The organism is Enterococcus rivorum (assembly GCF_001742285.1).
GTDB classification, from domain to species: Bacteria; Bacillota; Bacilli; order Lactobacillales; family Enterococcaceae; genus Enterococcus_L; species Enterococcus_L rivorum.
The window spans coordinates 22251-42796 of sequence record NZ_MIEK01000067.1 but is presented as its reverse complement, the minus strand read 5'-3'; the positions used below and the strand labels follow the sequence as shown (position 1 = coordinate 42796).

General features: G+C 35.3%; 18 protein-coding genes, 1 other RNA gene and 1 pseudogene. 6 read left to right on the top strand and 14 right to left on the bottom strand.

The annotated features are described in order from the left end of the window. Window positions 1-38: 38 nt before the first annotated feature. Window positions 39-1406 carry an Nramp family divalent metal transporter gene (locus tag BCR26_RS16115; protein WP_069699977.1) on the bottom strand — a complete coding sequence of 456 codons (1368 nt, stop codon included), beginning with the start codon at window positions 1404-1406 and terminating at the stop codon, window positions 39-41. Window positions 1407-1912: 506 nt separating this feature from the next. Here BCR26_RS16115 and BCR26_RS16110 point away from each other — a divergent pair. Continuing rightward, a pseudogene (locus BCR26_RS16110) lies at window positions 1913-2302 on the top strand (TVP38/TMEM64 family protein); the annotation flags it as partial. Window positions 2303-2407: 105 nt separating this feature from the next. Then, window positions 2408-4210 (top strand): glycerophosphoryl diester phosphodiesterase membrane domain-containing protein, encoded by a 1803-nt coding sequence (locus BCR26_RS16105; RefSeq protein ID WP_069699975.1) that lies wholly within the window; start codon window positions 2408-2410, stop codon window positions 4208-4210. A 61-nt stretch (window positions 4211-4271) separates the two neighbouring features. Here the strand turns inward: BCR26_RS16105 and nth are convergent, their stop codons facing one another. The 7 genes from nth to BCR26_RS16070 all read right to left on the bottom strand — a co-directional run bounded on the left by nth (window position 4272) and on the right by BCR26_RS16070 (window position 9951). Continuing rightward, a complete protein-coding gene (nth, locus tag BCR26_RS16100) occupies window positions 4272-4919 on the bottom strand; it encodes an endonuclease III (protein ID WP_069699974.1) in 648 nt (215 codons plus the stop codon). Between the two features lie 13 nt (window positions 4920-4932). Next, window positions 4933-5649: a DnaD domain protein gene (locus BCR26_RS16095; protein ID WP_069699973.1), complete on the bottom strand. Its 717-nt coding sequence runs from the start codon at window positions 5647-5649 to the stop codon at window positions 4933-4935. Between the two features lie 32 nt (window positions 5650-5681). Then, window positions 5682-7178 carry a carboxypeptidase M32 gene (locus BCR26_RS16090; RefSeq protein WP_069699972.1) on the bottom strand — a complete coding sequence of 499 codons (1497 nt, stop codon included), beginning with the start codon at window positions 7176-7178 and terminating at the stop codon, window positions 5682-5684. 13 nt (window positions 7179-7191) lie between these two features. Continuing rightward, on the bottom strand, window positions 7192-8355 hold the full coding sequence (locus BCR26_RS16085) for a THUMP domain-containing class I SAM-dependent RNA methyltransferase (protein WP_069699971.1): 1164 nt from the start codon (window positions 8353-8355) through the stop codon (window positions 7192-7194). Window positions 8356-8461: 106 nt separating this feature from the next. Continuing rightward, window positions 8462-8870, bottom strand: an RNA gene (gene rnpB / locus BCR26_RS16080) — RNase P RNA component class B. 41 nt (window positions 8871-8911) lie between these two features. Further along, window positions 8912-9310 (bottom strand): cell division regulator GpsB, encoded by a 399-nt coding sequence (gene gpsB / locus BCR26_RS16075; protein ID WP_069699970.1) that lies wholly within the window; start codon window positions 9308-9310, stop codon window positions 8912-8914. Window positions 9311-9411: 101 nt separating this feature from the next. Continuing rightward, entirely contained in the window at window positions 9412-9951 is a 540-nt protein-coding gene (locus BCR26_RS16070) for an SLOG family protein (RefSeq protein WP_069699969.1), read from the bottom strand. A 62-nt stretch (window positions 9952-10013) separates the two neighbouring features. Here BCR26_RS16070 and recU point away from each other — a divergent pair, with 62 nt between their 5' ends. Further along, a complete protein-coding gene (gene recU / locus BCR26_RS16065) occupies window positions 10014-10640 on the top strand; it encodes a Holliday junction resolvase RecU (RefSeq protein ID WP_069699968.1) in 627 nt (208 codons plus the stop codon). 43 nt (window positions 10641-10683) lie between these two features. Further along, window positions 10684-13038, top strand: a complete 2355-nt coding sequence (locus BCR26_RS16060; RefSeq protein WP_069699967.1) for a PBP1A family penicillin-binding protein — start codon at window positions 10684-10686, stop codon at window positions 13036-13038. A gap of 54 nt (window positions 13039-13092) precedes the next feature. Here BCR26_RS16060 and BCR26_RS16055 read toward each other — a convergent pair whose 3' ends face one another. The 6 genes from BCR26_RS16055 to BCR26_RS16030 all read right to left on the bottom strand — a co-directional run bounded on the left by BCR26_RS16055 (window position 13093) and on the right by BCR26_RS16030 (window position 19146). Then, window positions 13093-14703 carry a CTP synthase gene (locus BCR26_RS16055; protein WP_069700071.1) on the bottom strand — a complete coding sequence of 537 codons (1611 nt, stop codon included), beginning with the start codon at window positions 14701-14703 and terminating at the stop codon, window positions 13093-13095. 379 nt (window positions 14704-15082) lie between these two features. Then, entirely contained in the window at window positions 15083-15700 is a 618-nt protein-coding gene (gene rpoE, locus BCR26_RS16050) for a DNA-directed RNA polymerase subunit delta (RefSeq protein ID WP_069699966.1), read from the bottom strand. A gap of 75 nt (window positions 15701-15775) precedes the next feature. Further along, window positions 15776-16210, bottom strand: a complete 435-nt coding sequence (locus BCR26_RS16045; RefSeq protein WP_069699965.1) for a YwiB family protein — start codon at window positions 16208-16210, stop codon at window positions 15776-15778. A gap of 19 nt (window positions 16211-16229) precedes the next feature. Beyond that, on the bottom strand, window positions 16230-17171 hold the full coding sequence (locus BCR26_RS16040) for a sugar-binding transcriptional regulator (RefSeq protein WP_069699964.1): 942 nt from the start codon (window positions 17169-17171) through the stop codon (window positions 16230-16232). Further along, a complete protein-coding gene (locus BCR26_RS16035) occupies window positions 17168-18169 on the bottom strand; it encodes an alpha-ketoacid dehydrogenase subunit beta (RefSeq protein ID WP_069699963.1) in 1002 nt (333 codons plus the stop codon). Before BCR26_RS16035 ends, BCR26_RS16040 begins: the two co-directional genes overlap by 4 nt. Beyond that, the gene (locus BCR26_RS16030; protein WP_379962672.1) at window positions 18166-19146 is read right to left on the bottom strand and encodes a thiamine pyrophosphate-dependent dehydrogenase E1 component subunit alpha; all 981 of its coding nucleotides are present in this window, start codon (window positions 19144-19146) and stop codon (window positions 18166-18168) included. The genes BCR26_RS16035 and BCR26_RS16030 overlap by 4 nt, the downstream gene beginning before the upstream one ends. Window positions 19147-19339: 193 nt before the next feature. Between BCR26_RS16030 and BCR26_RS16025 the strand changes: the two genes are divergently transcribed. Continuing rightward, window positions 19340-19705: a hypothetical protein gene (locus tag BCR26_RS16025; RefSeq protein ID WP_069699962.1), complete on the top strand. Its 366-nt coding sequence runs from the start codon at window positions 19340-19342 to the stop codon at window positions 19703-19705. Further along, window positions 19698-20546 carry a lipoate--protein ligase family protein gene (locus tag BCR26_RS16020; RefSeq protein WP_069699961.1) on the top strand — a complete coding sequence of 283 codons (849 nt, stop codon included), beginning with the start codon at window positions 19698-19700 and terminating at the stop codon, window positions 20544-20546. Before BCR26_RS16025 ends, BCR26_RS16020 begins: the two co-directional genes overlap by 8 nt.

The window sequence follows — 20546 nt, the reverse complement described above, 5'->3', positions numbered from 1 at the left end:
TAGAAATCTTAAAGTCTTCCAACGATTTCTACTATACTTTACTTATTAATTCCTGATAGAGTACCGTAAATTAAGAATAAGTTTAAAGCTGTCAACACAATGGCAATAATCCAGGCAAGTATTTTCATCCACTCAGGATTGGCAAAACGACCCATTAATTTTTTATCACTTGTATATATTGTTAAAGGAATGATTGATACTGGCAAAGCAACACTTAAGAATACTTGTGTGTACAACAATAAATCTTCCACAGCAGATTCTTGCCCACCATATAAAATGACACAAATTATCACTGGAACAATTGCAATCAATCGTGTTACTACTCTTCGCATCCATAAAGGCATTCTTAGATGAATAAAACCTTCCATCACAATTTGTCCAGATAATGTTCCGGTAATTGTTGAATTTTGACCAGAAGCTAAAAGAGCAATCGCAAAAAGAATACTCAACGTCGGACTTGCTATGCTTCCTACAATATCTGGATTTTTTAACGCATCAAAAAGGTCAACAAACTTGCCTAAATCACTATTGGTTCCATAGAATAACGCTCCCCCTAAAATCAAGAGCAAACAATTGACCATAAAAGCAACACTTAACTGGATATTCGAATCCCAAACTGTGAAACGGATGGCTTTTGCTTTTGCAACATCATCATTTCGATCCAATTTTCTTGATTGGGCAATTGAGGAATGTAGATATAAATTATGAGGCATAACAGTTGCCCCAACAATCCCTAAGGCTAAAAGCAACATTGATTTATCTGTTGCAATTCTAGTTTCTGGAATGAAACCTCTTAGAATCTCTCCAATATTCGGATCAGCTAAAGCTACTTCATAAGCAAAGACAGAGAAAATAACTACAATCAAACAAACAACAATTGCTTCGATTTTACGAAATCCCAACTTAGTGAGTAGTAACAGCAACAGTACATCAAAAGTCGTTATTAACACCCCTAAAAGTAATGGAAAACCAAAAAGTAATTGAAGAGCCACAGCACCACCGATAACCTCTGCAATATCTGTCGCCATAATTGCTAATTCTGTTATTATCCATAGAATAACTCCCACTCGTTTACTTGTATGTGCGCGAGTAGCCTGTGCTAAATCATGACCTGTCACAATCCCAAGTTTTGCTGCCATACTTTGTAACATCATCGCAATTAAACTTGATAGCAAAATCACACTCAGTAGCGCATATTTATATTCTGCCCCTCCAGCAATAGATGTAATCCAATTCCCTGGATCCATATATCCTACGGCAACCAATGCCCCAGGTCCACTATAGGCAAATAAGGTTCTTAAAAAACTGGCATTTTCTGGAACTTCTACCGTTCCATTTATTTCTTCCAAACTTGGACCATTTGCATAATTCAATATTTTTTTAGTTTCGCTTTCTTTCTTGCTCATTGCCTATACTCATCTCTATTCAATTAAATTTTTAGGTGCACCTAAATCTTAGCTTTATTATAAACCTGTGATTACTCATTGTAAACATTTTAGACTTTCTTATAAAATTTAGAGCACATTTCACTCTTTTTTTGAATTCCGCCTAAAGTAGGATGTTATTTCAACAAAAAATTTGTATAATGATTTTAGTGATACAAACTTACAATAATGTTCGTCATTTTTTATACAATTAGTGGTAGAATTAATCAATACATTTTATAATGAATATGACTTAGTCAACTAAGGAGATGATTTAAATGAGTATCGCTCTTTCAAGAAAAATTATTAATGCTATATCAATCGTGGGTATTTTAGCTACTATTGCAGTCACGATTTATTTTATAAAGTTGGGTGTCTTCAAAGATATCAACGCTCTTAGAGGTCTAGTTGGTGATTCTGTAATACTGGGACCAATGATTTTTATCTTGATTCAAATCATTCAAGTTGTGATTCCAATTATTCCAGGAGGAATAAGTTGTGCCGCTGGAGTGCTAATTTTTGGACCTTTTGCTGGTTTTATTTATAATTATGTTGGCATTGCCATTGGTTCTGTGATTATTTTCTTACTGGGAAGAAACTACGGGAAACCGTTTATCTTGAGTTTAATCAGTGATAAAACATACAATAAGTATATCGGTTGGTTGGATAATGAAAGACGATTTGAACGCTTGTTTACGTTAGCTATTCTATTCCCAGTTGCTCCAGATGATGCACTATGCTTAATGGCTGGCCTAACCAAAATGTCGGTAAAAAAATTCACCCTAATCATTATTCTTGCTAAACCAGCCTCTATCTTCCTTTATAGTTTAGCTTTGATTTATGGCGGTAGCTTCTTAAGTGGACTCCTTGGTTTCTAAAAAGATATACTTAAAAATCAGATAAATGCTTAAATTGAAGGCTAGGATGCTTGTTGTTCTACCTTCTTTATTTTGAACATATTCTCAGTGAAGTTGGTGAAAAAAATGCGCTATTTAAAAAACAGTCTTGTTAATACATTTGATTTTCTTAAAGGTTCTATTTCATATTTTAGAGATGTTTTATTGATGCATGGATTTATGCTATTTGTTTTGATACCTTCTTTAGCAAGCTTAACAAAGTTCATTTTAAAAAGAGGAAATATTAACTATTTGTCCTCTGATACTATTCCAATTATTTTAGTAAAGCACCCCATGGTTCTAGTCTCTCTACTCCTAGTTCTGCTATTAATTTTAATTGCTACATATTTTGAATTCACATTTTTACTTCTAAGTGTTTTCTTTATTAAAAAGAGAAAAAAAATTACCCTTAAACAGTTGCTTAAAGGAAGTTTTGCTCAATTAAAAAAAATTCGCTTCAGTACTATTTTATTTTTTCTTTTCTACTTTTTGCTAATTCTGCCTTTTAGTGGATTAAGTTTCAATTCTGATTTATTGTCAAAAATAAAAATTCCTGCTTTCATTTTAGATTTTATTTTTGCTAATCGTGTTATCGTCATTGCATCGGTTTTAATCGGTTATTTAATTCTGATTTACCTTTCAATTCGATTAATATTTGGTTTACCTGAAATGATTTTGCGAGATATGCCTTTCCAAAAAGCGATAAAAGCTAGTTGGGAAAGAACCAAGCTACATTTTTTTAAAATTTTAGGTCAGTTTATTTTCATTGGTGGCGGCGTTTTGTTGCTGTCTACTCTTGCTTATTCTGTTATCTTTGGTTTGCAATCAGCGGTTGAACATTTTTTTCCAGAATATGCCTTTTTTAGTGCGGTTATTGCGATGAGTTTTCTTCAATTTATTTTATTACTAAATACTGTTTTATCTACTGTTGGTATTTTTTATATTACAGTTGATTACATGGATGACGAAGGGTTCTTACCTAATCTTCCTGACTGGTTTGCGTCACATGAAGAAATCCATGCTAAAGCATGGAGTGTTCCAAAAATTACTGGTTTTGCTGTTGTTACTGTTTTTTTCGGTTTAGGTGTAGGTGTCTATAATTCCAACTACTTAAGCAACCCTTCTGTCTCAAAACCTTTAACCATCTCCCATCGAGGTGTAGATGCTCAAAACGGTGTTCAAAATACCTTATATGCTTTAAAAAAAACAAGCAAAGAGTTTCCTGATTATATTGAAATGGACATCCAAGAAACAAAAGATAAACAATTTGTGGTAATGCATGACTTTAACTTGAAGAATCTCACAGGTGTAAATAAACGTCCTAATGAATTGACCTTAGCCGAGTTAGAAGAGCTGACAGTTAAAGAGAATCACTTGGAAGCAAAAATATGCTCCTTTGATGACTACCTTCTTGAGGCTAAAAAAATGAATCAAAAACTTCTAATTGAAATAAAAACTACACCGCAAGATAGTAAAGAATTGATTGACCGTTTTATTCAAAAATATCGAGAAACCATTTTAACGGAAAAACACATTATTCACACGTTATCATTTGACACAGCAACAACACTAAAGCAGAAAGAACCTGATTTCTATGTCGGCTATATTCTGCCCTTTAACATCATTGGACCTCCTATTTCTGATGTGGATTTCTTTACGATGGAATACACTACATTAAATCGTAACTTTATTAATGCAGCTCACAACGATAAGAAAAAAGTTTATGCTTGGACACCTAATGATGAAGATACCATGACAAGAATGATGTTCTATGGTGTAGATGGTATTATTACCGATGAGTTAAAATTGTTAAATCAGACAGTTAAAACTGATTTGGAAGAACCAACTTACTCTGATAAACTACTACATTTTGTTATTGGTATCGGATAAAATAGAAAAATACCATTTCCTTACACGCTGTTAGTAAGGAGATGGCATTTTTTTATATCGACTATTTTGAATTCATAATTGTTTTTCCCTCTTGACACATATAAAGTAAGGGGCAAATATCACATTTAGGATTTCTTGCTAAACAGTGGTATCTTCCAAAAAAGATCATAGTATGATGTGTTTTTACCCACAATTCTTTAGGGATTTTACGCATCAATGTTTCTTCAACTTCTGACACATTAGCATTCAACTTACAGATTCTTAAACGCTTAGAAACTCTCTCAACATGAGTGTCTACTGCAATTGCGGGTACACCAAAGGCATCTCCCATAACAACATTGGCTGTTTTCCTTCCAACACCAGGTAATGTAATCAGTTCTTCTCTTGTTTTAGGTACTTCTCCATTGAAACGTTCTAGTAATTGTTCTGCACAAGCCTTGATATTTTTGGCTTTATTTCGATATAACCCAATTGTTTTAATTTTTGTCATAATTTCTTCAATAGGTGCTTGCGACAATGCTTCTGGAGTTGGGTAGGCCTCGAACAATGCTGGTGTAGCTTTGTTCACGGATACATCCGTTGCTTGTGCACTTAAAATAACCGCAATCAACAATTCGAAAGGATTTTGATGGCGTAATTCGCATTCCGCATCAGGAAACATGTCATACATGATACCAATTGCTTCCATTGTTTTTTCCTTAGAAAGCATTTACCTACCTCCTTTACTCACTATCTTCAGGGTTTAACCAATTGTGAAGAGTTACTTTAGGAACAGGACTATTTTTTTCTCCCTGTTCTTCGATTTCTTTTTGAAGCATTACTTGCTTCCTCCGTTTTTGGTCTTCAGCGACTTGCTCCTTGGTTGTAAAATTCTTTCTTTCCCAAGCCAACAAAATGCGATCAACATATTTTAAACTATAGGCTTGGTTCAACACCGCTTCTCTTAACGCCAGACGAATTAATTCTGGTTTGTAGTGATCTGTTTCTAGCCACTGTCCAATCATTTCTAATTCTATTGGTGAAAGCTGACGACCAAATTCTTTTTCAAATGATTGATATAACTGTTTAATTGTTTCAGCTTCTGAAAGACTTGTTTCTGTTTGTGCTTTCGTTTCCAATAAGCGTTCAATTTTCTGGAAAATCGGTAATAAATCATAGGTGTCCATCATTTGTCCGTGATCATTTTGTTTGGTTTCAATTTTCAGAAATCCTTTAGACATCAATTGATTTAATAAGCGATAGCTAGTTTCAATCGTTTTCCCCATAATATCACTAATCAATGAAAGATCTGGAAATAAGTCTCCTTTAGCTTGAGAACGATATAATTGCAACCAGAATAGAAATTCTTCATCCGTCAAACCTAGCTTTTGATACTGTTCAATCACTAAATTGGAAACAGTTGTTTCACCTGCTTGTAAATAATCACTGATTGACAACATCTCTGCTCCCCACCTTCTTCTCAATCTATCTATTAAGCAATACCATACACATCAGAATACATTTTTCTTAAATATTGAATTAAATACTCAGGATTTAGGTCTTCGCCAGTTGCGTCTTTAATTAGACGGGCTGGTTTTCGAGAGGCGCCATATTGATGAATATTTTTAGTTAGCCATGCTCTAATTGGAGTATAATCCTCTGAAGAAAGAACTTTCTCAATATCAAGATCTTTAGCCATAGCTTCACGCAATTGCGCGGCATACATGTAACCTAAAGCATACGATGGGAAATAGCCAAAGCTACCACCTGACCAATGAACATCTTGTAGAACGCCATCTAAATCGCCTTCAGGTCGAATACCTAAATAGTCTTCATACTTTTGATTCCAAATCGCAGGTAATTCTTCAACAGAAACCCCATCATTAAAAATCATTTTTTCAATTTCATAACGAATAATAATATGCAGCGGATACGTAAGATTATCTGCATGAATTCGAATCAGACTCGCCTTCGTCTCTTTTAACGAAGCGTAAAACGTCTCAAACTCAATATCATCAAACGTTCCCTCTGTACATTCTTTGAAAAAAGGAAACTGTTTTTTCCAGAATTCTCTATTACCACCGATAATAATTTCGTTGAATAAAGATTGTGATTCATGAATCCCCATGGAAGTTCCAGCAGCAAGAGGGGTATAATCGTACTTAGGATCAATATTTTGTTCATAAATTCCATGACCCGCTTCATGGATAACACCAAAAGTAGCGATTTTAAAGTTATCTTCATCCCAACAAGTTGTAATTCTCGCATCTTTACGGTTGATTGGTAACATAAACGGATGGACTGTATCATCTAAACGACCCTTTTTAAAATCATAGCCTAGATCAGTAGCTATTCCTAAAACAAACTTTCGTTGTTGTTCTTTCGAAACTTTTCTTGTTAAAAAATCTGTTCTAGGAACTTGACCTTTTTCTTGAATTTCTTTACGAATAGCCATAATGCCATTTTTGACTTGCTCAAACAAAAGATCTAATTTTTCTACCGTCATCTCTGGTTCATATAAATTAAGTAAAACATCATAATCTGTTTTTTCATTTTTCTTCCATAGCGGAATGAACTCTTTAAGGAAAGCGATAATTTCTTCAAGAGAACCTTTCATAATAGAAAAATCATTGGCTTTTCTAGCCTTCAGCCAACTAGTATGAGCTGTACTTAAAGTTGCTTTATACTCTTGCATTCGTTTAGGGTCAATACTACAATTTTGTTCATACTCTTCTTTGACTTTTTCAAACACCTGAGCACCTAGTTCAGACAACTCTTCAGAATGTTCAGTAAAATAGTCAACGGATTCTTTTATCTTACTTCCAACACTTTTTTCAAATGATAACTTGGTTAAATGACCTACCACATCTCCACGGAAGTCACTACTAGCTTCTGGCATCCCCGTTTGACTATCCCATTCTAGTAGCGCCAAAGATTGGTTCAATAAACTGATCTCTTTGACTTCATTTAAAAATTCTTTTTCATTCATTTCATGTGCCCCTTTACTCTTCTTTTGGCTTTCTAGGTGGACGCTCTCCCCAATATTGGAATAAATCTGTTCGTAATGCACCATTATATAGTTTACGTTTTTTTGTAGCTCGAACCCCATAATATATTTCAAAATCTAAATCACTAGTTAAAATGTATTTACTCCATGTTTTTAGAGGTCGGAAAACAGCTCCCATCTCTTTATAAAGTTTACGAACCGTTTCCTCTTCCCCAAGACGTTCTCCATAAGGTGGATTAGCAACCATTACGCCATATTCTTTATCAGTAGTAAAGTCTTTTAGAGCTAATTGTTTAAAAGTAATAGAATCACCTAAACCAATTTCTTCAGCATTCGCTTTGGCAATTTCAATCATTTTCCCATTAATATCAGAACCCATAATATCTAATTCGATATCGTAATCCGCTTTCGCTTCAGCTTCTTCACGAACTTTTTCAAAAATCGCTTCATCAAACCAATCCCACGTTTCACAGACAAACTCTCTATTGAAGCCTGGTGCAATATTATGACCAATTAAAGCTGCTTCTATACAGATGGTTCCAGAACCGCATACAGGGTCATAAAATGGACGATCCTTACGCCAATTAGTAAGGGCTACGAGTGCAGCTGCCATATTTTCTTTTAATGGAGCCCCACCTTTATCAATTCGATACCCGCGTTTGAATAAACTAGGTCCTGTCGTATCAATAGTTAGAGTAACATGATCTTTAAGCAATGCTACTTCTAGTTGAAAAAAAGCACCTGACTCTGTTAAAGGAACCGTTGCTGGACGATGATAGATTTCTCTTAAACGATTGACAATTGCTTTTTTCGTAATTGCTTGGCAATCTGGTGTACTGTACAATTTTGATTTGATAGATTTACCAGCAACGGGAAATTCTGCATCCATCGGTAAATAATCTTCCCAAGGCAGAGCTTTTACTTTTTCAAATAGCTCATCAAAGCTAAAAGCATCAAATTCACCAACAATAATTTTGATTCTGTCCGCTGTTCTTAACCACAAGTTTGCTGTAGCAATGGTTTCCATCGTTCCTTCGAAAAGTGCTTTTCCGTTCTCAACTTGACAAGGAATTCCTAAATCACGAAGTTCTTTTCCAACCAATGCTTCTAATCCACTGGCTGCTGTTGCGACTAGCTTAAATGTTCTTTCTTTACTCATATTTTCTCCTCTTTAGCGTGGTGTCATTTATTTTATATTCTTATCTGCCGATAGTTTAAAAAAAGCCTTCACAACATTGTTGGAAGGTTATCCTGATACTGTAATTTTCTATAAGCCATGTTCTGTATCAACCTTTTCTCAGGAAAAAAAGTTGATGGTCATCATCTATCTGCAGATTACTCTGCCTCTTCTACTCGTTCATTTCCTTTAGAAGAGCGCCCCTACCATAGTTTGGGTTGCTCGCTCGAGGGGTTTACCGCGTTCCACCAATCCAGTTTCCCAAATTGCTTCGTCACTGTGGCACTTTCAAGGGTACTCTGACATAGCCGAAACCTTAGTCATTTTTCCTGCCGTTACTTTAAATAGCAATACAACAATCTTCTAAAGAAAGTCGATTCACTATTTCCAGTACCTTAGCTTATGTTTTCGCTAAGCACGAACACTACAGGCATCTCAGCCTGTGCGAGCATGGACTTTCCTCAGTCTGAAAACTCAGACCGCGATCACCCGAAAATTACAAATGGTTCATTCATTTCTATTTCTTAAAACACAACTATTAAAATTGACGCGTTTCAGAGTTGTCAATCTCTGAGCTGTAACGACTTGCTACATGACTTGTGCTTACAGAGGGTGTGTCATCCAATTTTTTACCAAAAACTTCTCGTTCTAAATTAGATAAACGTTTCAAAATATCAAAGTTTGTCACAGCAGTGCTCTTAGGAACTTCTTGTGCTCCACCACGAGGCATTGCTTGTTGTACTTTAGCCATTTGATCCATTTTAGCAAGCAAACGATTATTCTCTTCTTGTAAAATCAATAATTCTTTATTGTACGCTTCATAATCTTTAATTACGTTATCTAAAAATTCGTCAACTTCCTCTGGATCATATCCACGCATTTTGGTCTTAAACTCTTTTTGTAAAATATCTTTAGGACTGTATACTAAGTTTGCCATTTTTTTACACCTCATTAATTTATTCATACGGTCAAAAAAAATTCATAGTTCGACATCATTATTCTATAGGAAAATCAACAGAAAATCAAACAGATTCTATATTATTCTATAGAGTTTTGTAAATCATCCATTGTAATCAACCGAATATCATATGAAAACCTTTCAGAAAACCTTTCTGCTTCTCTTAAAAAGAACAATGTTTTTCCTTCATAATCTTTATCATAGACAAGCAAACTTCCTCCAGTATGCTCAAGTAAAAAAGTTGTATGCCCCTTTAATTGTGCTGGAGACTGATAAGGTTGATGACTAACAGAATTTACATAATCTGCTAATGCTTTGACTTTCTCCAAAGAATGTTGGTTTTTCTCATTCCAGTTATTTCCAAAACCTTTGAAAGGAAAAATTATGCCTAATTTCAATTCAGGAAAATCATTTTTTAGTTCTCCTACAACTTCAGCTGCCCAAAGCTCCACACCTAAATTGCCAGAAACCAGTACCCACTCTAACCCCATCTCAATATAACTGATTATTTCTTTTTTTAAACTATTTTTAATAATTTCTATTTTAGGGTCTTTTTCCTTGAAAATCCCCATTTCAAAGCTTCTATATCCACTAACATAGATTGTTTTTATTTGGTCCATTCCAGTTTCCTTTTCCTTCCAATCATTTTTTTGTTATAATGTTAGCTAGGAGCGTGATAGAAATGGCTTTCCATTATCCTAACGGTACTCCCTATAGTAATCATGAAGCAATAACCCATAAAAAACAAGGAAAAAAAGCACCCACTCAGTTTGGTAAACGAGGAATGGATTTTGAGGAAGAAATTAATCAAAGTAATGCTTATTATTTAAACCATAATACAGCAGTCATCCATAAAAAACCAACCCCAGTTCAAATCGTAAAAGTTGATTACCCAAGACGAAGCGCTGCAGTCATTAAGGAAGCCTATTTTCGTCAAGCATCAACTACTGACTACAACGGTGTTTACAATGGTTATTATTTAGATTTTGAAGCAAAAGAAACGAAGAACAAGACGTCCTTTCCTTTTAAAAATTTTCATCAACATCAAATTAAACATATTCAGAATTGTTTAGTTCAAAAAGGAATCTGTTTTATTCTCATCTGGTTCTCTTCCTTGAACCGCTGCTTCTTTTTTAGTGGAGAAGATTTAGTTAGTTATTGGCTAGAACAAGAAAAAACGGGCAGAAAATCATTGCCTCTCTCACTTATTGAAGAGTTGGGCATTGAAATAAAATTGGGTATTGCTCCCCGAATCCCTTATTTGAAAGCAGTAGAGCAATACATATCAACTCGATCCATTCAGTCCTAACGAATAGTGATCAGAACACTTTAAGATAAAGGAGTTATTATTTATGTCAACTGAAGAACTAGGTTCTCGATCAGAAAGACACGCACAGAAAGGGAGTATCCCTCCTTCTACTCCTACTGGAGAACAAAAACCAAAGAAAAAAAGACGAATCGTTTTAAAAACGTTTCTCGTCTTGCTTTTATTAGGATGTATTGCCTTTTTGGCTGGTGTAGGATTATTTTGGTCTTATGCAAGAAAAGCCCAAAAACTTGATGATGCAAAGTTAACGGCTACTGTTTCATCTAAAATTCATGATGCTAACAATGAAGTGATTGAAGATTTAGGAGCTGAAAAACGAGAGATCATTCAAGCAAATGATGTGCCTCAATTATTAAAAAATGCGATTGTTTCTGTTGAAGATAAACGTTTTTATAAACACATCGGAGTAGATCCCGTTCGTATACTAGGCTCTGCTTTTTCTAATATTAAAGGCAGTGGCGGTTTACAAGGTGGTAGTACTTTAACACAGCAATTAATCAAGTTATCTTACTTTTCAACCAAAGAATCTGACCAAACCTTGCAAAGGAAAGCGCAAGAAGCTTGGTTGGCTGTTCAATTAGAACGAGAAAAATCAAAAGATGAGATTATTACGTATTATATTAATAAAGTCTATATGGCCAATGGTTTGTATGGAATGGAGACCGCTGCTCTAGGTTATTTTGGAAAACCTTTAGCTGAATTAAATTTACCACAAACCGCGTTACTTGCAGGAATGCCCCAAGCACCAAATGATTACGACCCTTACGCAAAACCTGAACAAGCAAAAAATAGACGTGACATAGTTCTGTCAACTATGCTAGAAAATAAAAAAATTAGCAAAAGTGAATATGAGCAAGCAATTGCCACTCCTATTGATGATGGATTACAACCATTACAACATTCTTCTACAAATCGTAAAGTGATTGACAATTATATTAAAGAAGTCATTGCCGAAGTGGAAGAAAAAACAGGAAAAAATGTTAACACAGATGGTTTAGATATTTACACAAATCTTGATATGGCTGCGCAACAGAAACTCTACGATATCATCAATACTGGTGATTATGTTCAGTACCCTGATGAAGATTTACAAGTTGCTTCCACCATAATTGATGTCAAAACAGGACAAGTTAAAGCTCAAATAGGCGGAAGAAAGGTTCCTGATGATGTCCAATTGGGTACTAATCAAGCAGTAGAAACAAATCGAGATGTCGGTTCAACAGTAAAACCAATCACCGATTACGGTCCTGCTATTGAGAACCTAAACTATTCTACAGGTAAAATTATGTATGATAAACCAACGACATATCCTGGTACAAATATCAATGTAAAAAATGTAGATCTGCAATACATGGGAGCAATCACTATGAGAACTGCTTTGATTCATTCAAGAAATACCACTGCAATTCAGACATTTGAAGCAGTTGGAAAGGATAACTCAGCTGCCTTTCTTAAAAACCTTGGAATTGAATATAAAACATTGGAATATGCCAATGCAATTTCCAGTAATACAAGTGAGAAAGATAGATCGAAATATGGGATTTCTTCTTTAAAACTAGCTGGTGCTTATGCTACCTTTGCAAATGAAGGAGTATATAATGAACCCTACTATGTGAGTAAAGTAGTCTATCAAGACGGCTCCGTTGATGAAATTAAACCTGAAAGTCGTCGAGCAATTAAAGATTCTACTGCCTACATGATGACCGATATGCTTAAAGATGTAATTGGAACCGGAACAGCAATCAATGCGCAAATTCCTGGCTTAATCCAAGCAGGAAAAACAGGAACTTCTAATTATACAGAGGAGGATATGGCTAAAATCGGACCTGTGAGCACGATGGTGGCTCCAGATAGTACATTCGTTGGCTATACACCTAATTATGCTATTTCAGTTTGGACTGGCTATAAAGACTTTTTAAGACCCTTACCTTATGAAAATTGGTCAATTTCTACAGACGTCTATCGTGAGATGATGACATACTTGTCTCAAAATATCTCAGCTAACGATTGGGTAATGCCTGACAGTGTTGTTCAAATTGGTTCTGAATTATATGTTAGAGGAGCTACACAACAAGAAGGACCTGTATTTGAAGACACGACAAATGGTTCGTCAAGTGTAACAAAAGAGTCAACACTGCAATCACAGTCTGCACCACCGACTAGTAAAGTCGAGAGTGTCCCAACTCCTCCACTTCCGCCTAGTCAAGAATCAATAGATTCTACACCAGAGTCTGTACCTACACCAGAGTCTGTACCTACACCAGAGTCTGTACCTACACCAGAATCCGTTCCTTCATCAGAAGGAACGATAAATTCTATACCACCTGCTCAACAATCAAATAGAAATGCCCGTTCTGAAAACAAAAAAAGGGCATCATAAAAAAACAATCTCGATTGGTCGAATAATCTTCCAATCGAGATTGTTTTTTCATTTTTATCTATTTTCTGCATTGTCTAATGCCGCACCAACAAATCCTTGAATCAATTTTTGTGGGCGGTTTGGACGTGAAATTAACTCCGGATGGAATTGACAACCTACAAAGAATTTCTTATCCGTAAGCTCCACAATTTCGACTAAGCGATTATCAGGAGAAACACCGGAAAAGACTAAACCGGCATCTTCAAATAGTTCACGATACTTATTATTAAATTCATAGCGATGACGATGACGTTCTTGTACAACTTCTTGATTTTCATAAGCGGAAGCTGTCACTGTGCCTTTTTTCAATTTGCATGGGTATAAACCTAAACGCAATGTTCCACCAAGATTTTCAACATTTTCTTGATCTGACATCAAATCAATAATATTGTTTAGCACATCAGGATTATTCTCTGCTGATCCAGCATCCTCCAGTTGAACGACATTACGAGCAAATTCAACGCATGCCATCTGCATTCCTAAGCAAATACCTAAGAATGGTACATCATTTTCTCTTGCAAAACGAATCGCTTCAATCTTCCCTTCGACTCCGCGATCCCCAAAACCACCAGGAACTAAAATACCATCCGCGTCTCCTAACAGTTCATCAGCATTCTCATAGGTCACTTCTTGCGAATCAACCCATTGAATCTCAATATCTGAATCAAATGCAAAGCCTGCATGTTTTAATGCTTCAACAACTGAAAGATACGCGTCTGGTAACTCTACATATTTTCCAACTAAAGCAATTTTTGTTTTTTTCTTTAAGTTAAGGACTTTTTCTTCAAGTGCACGCCATTCAGTCATATCCGCTTCTGTAACATTTAACTTAAGGTGATCGCAGACAATCTGATCCATATTTTGAGCTTGTAAGGCTAACGGAATAGAATACAAGGTTTCTACATCCCGTGACTCAATAACTGCCTCAGGTGCAACATCACAAAATTGAGCTAACTTATTTTTTGTCCCTTGAGAAACAGGTAATTCTGTACGAACGACTAAGATGTTTGGTTGGATTCCTAAGCTTCTTAATTCTTTTACACTATGTTGTGTTGGTTTGGTCTTCATTTCACCAGCAGCTTTTAGATAAGGAATCAATGTTGTATGAATATACATCACATTTTCACTTCCCACATCTGCTTTCATTTGGCGCAACGCTTCTAAAAACGGTAAAGATTCGATATCTCCTACTGTTCCACCAACTTCAGTAATAATAATATCTGAGTCAGTCATTTTAGCTGCACGCATAATCTTATCTTTGATTTCATTCGTAATATGAGGAATAACCTGAACTGTTGCTCCTAAATATTCTCCTTTACGTTCTTTGCGTAAAACTTCTGAATAGATTTTCCCTGTTGTGACATTGGAATATTTATTTAGATTAATATCTATAAAACGTTCATAATGTCCCAAATCTAAATCAGTTTCGGCACCATCATCTGTGACAAAAACTTCTCCATGCTGGTAAGGACTCATTGTACCTGGATCCACGTTAATATATGGATCGAATTTTTGAATCGTTACTTTCAGCCCACGATTTTTTAGCAAACGACCCAATGATGCTGCAACAATCCCTTTTCCGATTGAAGAAACAACACCGCCTGTAACAAAGATGTATTTTGTCATAATATAAAAAATCCTTTCTGTATATAAAATATAGTGTAGTAGAGAGAAGTAAGTAACTTCTAATGTACCTTCTAGCAATATAGAAAACACAAAAGAAAAGCTCCCTATCCAAATTGAATAGGGAGCTGGAATTTCATCAAACTTCTGACCTTCTCAAAGGTGCCCAAGTAGTATAATACAAGTAAATGAGCCCGAGGTCAAGTGTTAATCTTCTAAGAATAAAAGTTATTTAGAAAAATGTTATTAGTTCTCATTCATTTATTCTAGAATTAAAAACGGCTTTAAAAAAATAAATTACAGTTCCAAACTTCTCACTTGATTCTTCCGTAAAAAAGCACGAAACCAATAGACTTGGCTTCGTGCTTTCTCTTAATGCTATTTAGTCTTCAGACAATTCGTCTTCAAATTCATCATCTTCGTCATCAATATCATCTTCGTCAATAATTGTTAAATCTTCCTCGATACCTGGTAATTCCTCTTCTTCATCATCTGAATCCGCACCAATTTCCTGAAGATCTGAATTATATGCTTTAATTTCTACATCATCATCTTCGTCGTCTTCTTCATATAAAGTGTCGTCATCATCTGCTAATTCAGCATCTTCAGGATCATCATCGTTATAGTCAATTACGTCATCATCATTTGCATCAATGATAAATGCGTTAACTTTTTTACGTTTTTTACGACGTGGAGTATCTTCTTCTTCGTCATCTAATCCTTGGGTTACTTCCTCATCAATAGAGTCAATTGGATACCATGAACGTAATCCCCAACGGTTATCTCCTAACGAGATAAAACTCCCATCAATATTTAAGTCAGTATAAAATTGCGCTAAAGAATCACGAATTTCGCTATCAGATTTTCCAAGATAATTTTGAATTTGGTTTACTAAGTCAGAAAAATCCATCACATCTTCACGTTGTTCCAAAATTGCATGAGCAACTTCTATCATGGATAATTCATCTTTTTTGACTCCGTCAAATACAGTTATTTCCAAACGGCACACGTCCTTTCACAGTCTACTCTTTATCATACAAAAACATTACAGAAAAATCAATTAATTCTTTACGAATTATGCAGTAAATTCGAGTTCTAAGTGATATTCCCCTACTTTTTCGTCTTGAGAGTATAAATCATAGTCGATTAGAATACTTCCTGACGTTGGTTGATCCTTCAAACTAAATCGAACATTATGGGAAAATGTGCTAATTTGAAATAGTCCGTAAGGGGTTCGGTAGATAGTTTCTAATCGTTCTTGATAACCAAATTTCAAGCGCATCCGTAACTCACCTGCTCGGATTAATTGTATCTTTCCATCTGGCTCTACTTTAATCGTTACCGGGATTGCTTCGCCACTTTCTTGCTCTTCTTTATAACGAATATATAAAGTGTTCCCCATTTTTATAATTTGTCCTGCTACATCAAAATAGAATTCATTCTTTTCACCAGCTTGCTTCACAACTGTTTTAAGTTGAATAGAAACAGGAATGCCTTGTGTCAAATCCATAGCAATCTCTCCTTTGTGATTATAATAAACCTTCTGCCAATAATTGGTCAACAACTAAGATAGAACATTTTTTACCAATAAGCAATGGTTTAATGCTTTCTGCTTTTTCTTTCCCACATCCGATAACCATTACATTTGGAATATTAATTAAATCTTCTACTTTTAATCCAAGCATTCGCTCGCTGATCTCATTGTTTACTGTTTGTCCATTTTTGTCAAATAAGGAAGCGACTGCATCACCTTTTACGCCTGTTTTTTTTATAATTTCGATATCTTTGGCTTCAAGATAACCTAATTTTTGCCAAGTTGAACGTTCATTAGGGTTTCCAACACCAATAATAGCAAAGTCAACATTTTTAGCAGTTGATAATGCTTTTCCTAATAGTTGTGTCTGATTTAATGTATCCGCTAATTGTTTATTTTCTGCTAAAGCTGGGACATAAAAATACTGACACTGACAATTCAATTTTTCTGACAGTCTAAAAACTAAGTGATTTGTATCGTAGTATAGATGTTCGCTGGATACACCACCTACTAATGGGCAAATATTAATGGTTGGGAAAGAAGAATATGGAATAGCATCTATCATATCTGCCAAAGTTGTTCCCCAAGAAAGCCCAATAGACATTGCTGGTTTCAATTGATTTTCTAAGTAGAAAGCGGCAGCTTTGCTAACTTCCATTTGCGCTTTTTCAGTTTGTATATTGTCATTGCTTGCAACAACGATGACTTCTTTCAATTGGTACTTCTCTTCTAATTGAAGACCTAGATTTACAGTATAAACAGATTCATCTTTAATAGAAATTGTTACCATACCATTTTCTCTAGATTGTTGTAAAATTTTTGAAATCACTGGTCTTGACACACCAATTTTTTTTGCAATAGTTGCTTGTGTAAGCCCTTGTTCATAATACATCGTTACTACTTTTAACATTTTTCGACGATCTTCACTAATTTTCATAAAGAATTACTCGCTAAGTCATTAAGCATCATTTTTTTTACAGACTGAACAATAGTTTCGACTTGGGGAATCGCTAAACTTTCTAACAATTTTTGGGCTGGCATTGGAACAAACGCACCACCTAATCGAACAATCGGCGTTTTTAATTGCAATGAAATAGGGTCCTCAGCAATAACAGCGGTAATTTCGGCTCCAAAGCCACTATTTTTTACAGATTCAGTTACTACTACTACTCGTTTTGTTTTATCAACTGAAGAAAGTAAGGTTTTGACATCTAAAGGGACCAATGTTCTTGGGTCAACTACCTCTACCGATATCCCTTCTTCAGCTAATGCTTCAGCAGCTTTTAAGGCTTTTGAGACCATAATGCCAGTGGCAATAATCGTTACATCTTCCCCTGTACGCTTAATGTCAGCCACTCCTATTGGTAAAGAATAGCTTGTCTCTGGTACAAACATTTCTGTTTTATACAATAATTTATGCTCATAAAACATTACTGGATTTTCATCTTCAATAGCCGCATGAAGTAACCCTTTTGCATCATATGCATTAGAAGGTTGAATCACTTTTAATCCTGGAATATGTGCCATCCAATTTTCTAAACTTTGAGAGTGTTGTGCCCCAGCGCCAGTTCCCGAACCAGCAGCTGTTCTCATAACTAAAGGAACACTCGCTTTTCCACTGTACATATAATGAATTTTAGCCGCTTGATTGACAATCTGATCCATAGCAACCGTTACAAAATCAGAAAATTGAAACTCCATAACTGGTCGTAAACCGGTCATTGCTGCACCTACTGAAACCCCTGCAATTGCACTTTCAGAAATGGGTGTTTCACGAACGCGTTTTTCTCCATATTTTTCTAATAATCCTGCAGTAGCACCAAAACCACCACCATAAACCCCGATATCTTCACCTAGAAGAAATACCTTGGGATTTTTGGCCATAGCTTCCTCTAATGCTTCATTGATTGCTTTTAAATAGGTAATTTTTCTCATAGTGAATCCTCCACGTAAACATGTGTCCAAAGATCTTTTTCAGACGGTTCCGCATCTAATTTTACAGAAGAAATCATAGAAGCCATTTCTTCACGAATCTTATTTTCCAGTTGACGAATCTCTTTTTCAGTCATTAGATTGTTCTCGATTAACTGTCTTTCAACTCGCGCAATAGGGTCTTTATGTTCTTGCCAATAATAGCATTCATCTGTTGAACGATAGAGTAATTTGTCTGATTTAGAATGTCCGTGGTATCGATAGGTCAATGCTTCGATTAAAGTTGGTCCGCCTCCGTTTCTAGCTTTTGAAACAGCTTGAGAAACCGTCATAATCACTTCATCTAAATCATTTCCGTCAATGGTAACTCCTTCAATACCATAACTAGTTCCTCTTTCAGAAAGCCGTTGGATATTGACCATCTTATCAATAGAACTGCTCATTCCATATTGATTATTTTCAATAAGATAAACAACAGGCAATTGCCAGATAGATGCTAAATTCAGAGCTTCATGGAAGCTACCTTCGTTGGTTGCTCCATCTCCTGCGTAACAAAGCACTACTTGATCTGTCCCTTCCATTTGAGCAGTTAATGCCGCTCCTGCAGCAATCGGAAACCCCGCACCTACAATGCCATTAGAACCTAAATTACCAACATTTAAATCGGCAATATGCATACTGCCGCCTTTTCCTTCGTTCGTTCCAGTCTTTTTCCCTAACATTTCAGCTAGCATACTACGTATATTCGTTCCTTTCGCAATACAATGTCCATGATTGCGATGCGTTGAAACAATCCAATCTGTAGGTTTTAAAATCCCTGCCCCTCCAACAGCGGTAGCTTCTTGTCCAATACATAGGTGCATTGTACCGTATAAATCTCCCGCTTCAAATAATTGCTGAATACTTTCCTCAAAAATACGAATTTCCCACATTTTTGTTAAATATTGAATTTTATTCTTTGCATCTATCTTTTTATCCAAAATAGCACCTCTTTTACATTTGTTCTTACCGAAATCATATGTAAACATTTTATTCGTTCCGCTACTTATTAGCAAGTATTTATTTAGAACTTTACTATTTCATTAAAATTTTCGATTTTATTGACTATTTCTACTCAGATAAGCATGATTTTTCTGATAAATTGGTTATAATAGATGAAAGAGGTGATTAGTTATGTTATTCCACGATGAAGAAGCAATGCTTTTTTGTATGCATTGTCAAAAAGAAACATTACATGATATCCAATATATGAATGAAATAATCTCTAGTATTGAGTGCGAAGAATGCCATAATCAAATGAGCATTGATATTGATGCTATGGAACAGTTTTATAGCTACTTATATGAACGCTTAGTCTCGAAACCTGGTAGATTAACTGAAGAAGCTAGAAAGGATTTCAGCAAATTTTTAGCCTCAATGCCGATGCGTATTATCAGCAAACCAATGCGTTTTACTAGTGAGTACAATCAACTAAATAAAGAAGTTAAAGACTACGTTTCAAAAGTAAAAAGTGATGAGGAAGAACAGGAAAATGAATGAGTTTCAACACTTTTTTTCAGATAAAAACATCCTAGTTTATGATCAAGGATGTCTCTCCCCTAAAGATTACTATACTCCTTTTGCATTAACCGATGTTCTAACTACATACTCTGGTGTTCATAACCAACCAATTATTCATTTTTGGCAATTAGATCGTGCAATGATTCTTGGCATGAAAGACACTCGAGTAACTCATTTGGATAAAGGAATCTGCGCATTAAAACAAGCTGGTTATCCTGTGATACTCCGAAATTCTGGTGGTTTAGGCGTTATTGCAGATAAAGGAATTTTGAACGTTTCTTTAATTTTACCCAATTTAAAAGAAAAAAAATTAGAGATTGATTATGCGTATACTTTAATGTGGGCGTGGTTAAAATCAACTTTCCAAACAAAACATTTATCTATTGATGCTTTTGAAATCACTGACTCATACTGTCCGGGAACATTCGATTTAAGCATCAATGGAAAGAAATTTGCAGGTATTGCTCAACGCCGGGTGAAAGATGGAATTGCTGTCATGATCTATTTAAGTGTCAATGGCGATCAGAAAATGCGTGGGGAAAGTGTTCGGAGATTTTATCAGGCAAGCCTCGGTGATGCCTTTGGTACTAATGGCTACCCTCCTGTCAATCCAAGTGTGATGGCCAATCTTGACGAATTAACAGGACAACTTTTAACAATAAATAAAGTGAAAGAACAATTACTTTCCGTCTTTTTACCAAGTAAGTTAGACGATCATTCACTTATTAAAATCATGGAAACTGAAGCATTTCAATCTGATTTCAATCGGCAACTTGTTAAAATGAAAGAAAGAAATAATGTATTAAATTTAGAGGAGTGA

Excerpts from the sequence above, each read along its gene's own strand:
- nth (WP_069699974.1), bottom strand. The coding sequence starts at position 4,919 with ATGCTTTCTAAGGAAAAAACAATGGAAGCAATTGGTATCATGTATGAC.
- BCR26_RS16070 (WP_069699969.1), bottom strand. The coding sequence starts at position 9,951 with ATGGACCAAATAAAAACAATCTATGTTAGTGGATATAGAAGCTTTGAA.
- BCR26_RS16115 (WP_069699977.1), bottom strand. The coding sequence starts at position 1,406 with ATGAGCAAGAAAGAAAGCGAAACTAAAAAAATATTGAATTATGCAAAT.
- gpsB (WP_069699970.1), bottom strand. The coding sequence starts at position 9,310 with ATGGCAAACTTAGTATACAGTCCTAAAGATATTTTACAAAAAGAGTTT.
- BCR26_RS16045 (WP_069699965.1), bottom strand. The coding sequence starts at position 16,210 with ATGGATTTGACACAAGGCATTCCTGTTTCTATTCAACTTAAAACAGTT.
- BCR26_RS16020 (WP_069699961.1), top strand. The coding sequence starts at position 19,698 with ATGAATGAGTTTCAACACTTTTTTTCAGATAAAAACATCCTAGTTTAT.
- BCR26_RS16035 (WP_069699963.1), bottom strand. The coding sequence starts at position 18,169 with ATGAGAAAAATTACCTATTTAAAAGCAATCAATGAAGCATTAGAGGAA.
- BCR26_RS16085 (WP_069699971.1), bottom strand. The coding sequence starts at position 8,355 with ATGAGTAAAGAAAGAACATTTAAGCTAGTCGCAACAGCAGCCAGTGGA.
- BCR26_RS16105 (WP_069699975.1), top strand. The coding sequence starts at position 2,408 with ATGCGCTATTTAAAAAACAGTCTTGTTAATACATTTGATTTTCTTAAA.
- BCR26_RS16025 (WP_069699962.1), top strand. The coding sequence starts at position 19,340 with ATGTTATTCCACGATGAAGAAGCAATGCTTTTTTGTATGCATTGTCAA.
- BCR26_RS16055 (WP_069700071.1), bottom strand. The coding sequence starts at position 14,703 with ATGACAAAATACATCTTTGTTACAGGCGGTGTTGTTTCTTCAATCGGA.
- recU (WP_069699968.1), top strand. The coding sequence starts at position 10,014 with ATGGCTTTCCATTATCCTAACGGTACTCCCTATAGTAATCATGAAGCA.
- BCR26_RS16040 (WP_069699964.1), bottom strand. The coding sequence starts at position 17,171 with ATGAAAATTAGTGAAGATCGTCGAAAAATGTTAAAAGTAGTAACGATG.
- BCR26_RS16095 (WP_069699973.1), bottom strand. The coding sequence starts at position 5,649 with ATGTTGTCAATCAGTGATTATTTACAAGCAGGTGAAACAACTGTTTCC.
- BCR26_RS16060 (WP_069699967.1), top strand. The coding sequence starts at position 10,684 with ATGTCAACTGAAGAACTAGGTTCTCGATCAGAAAGACACGCACAGAAA.
- BCR26_RS16090 (WP_069699972.1), bottom strand. The coding sequence starts at position 7,178 with ATGAATGAAAAAGAATTTTTAAATGAAGTCAAAGAGATCAGTTTATTG.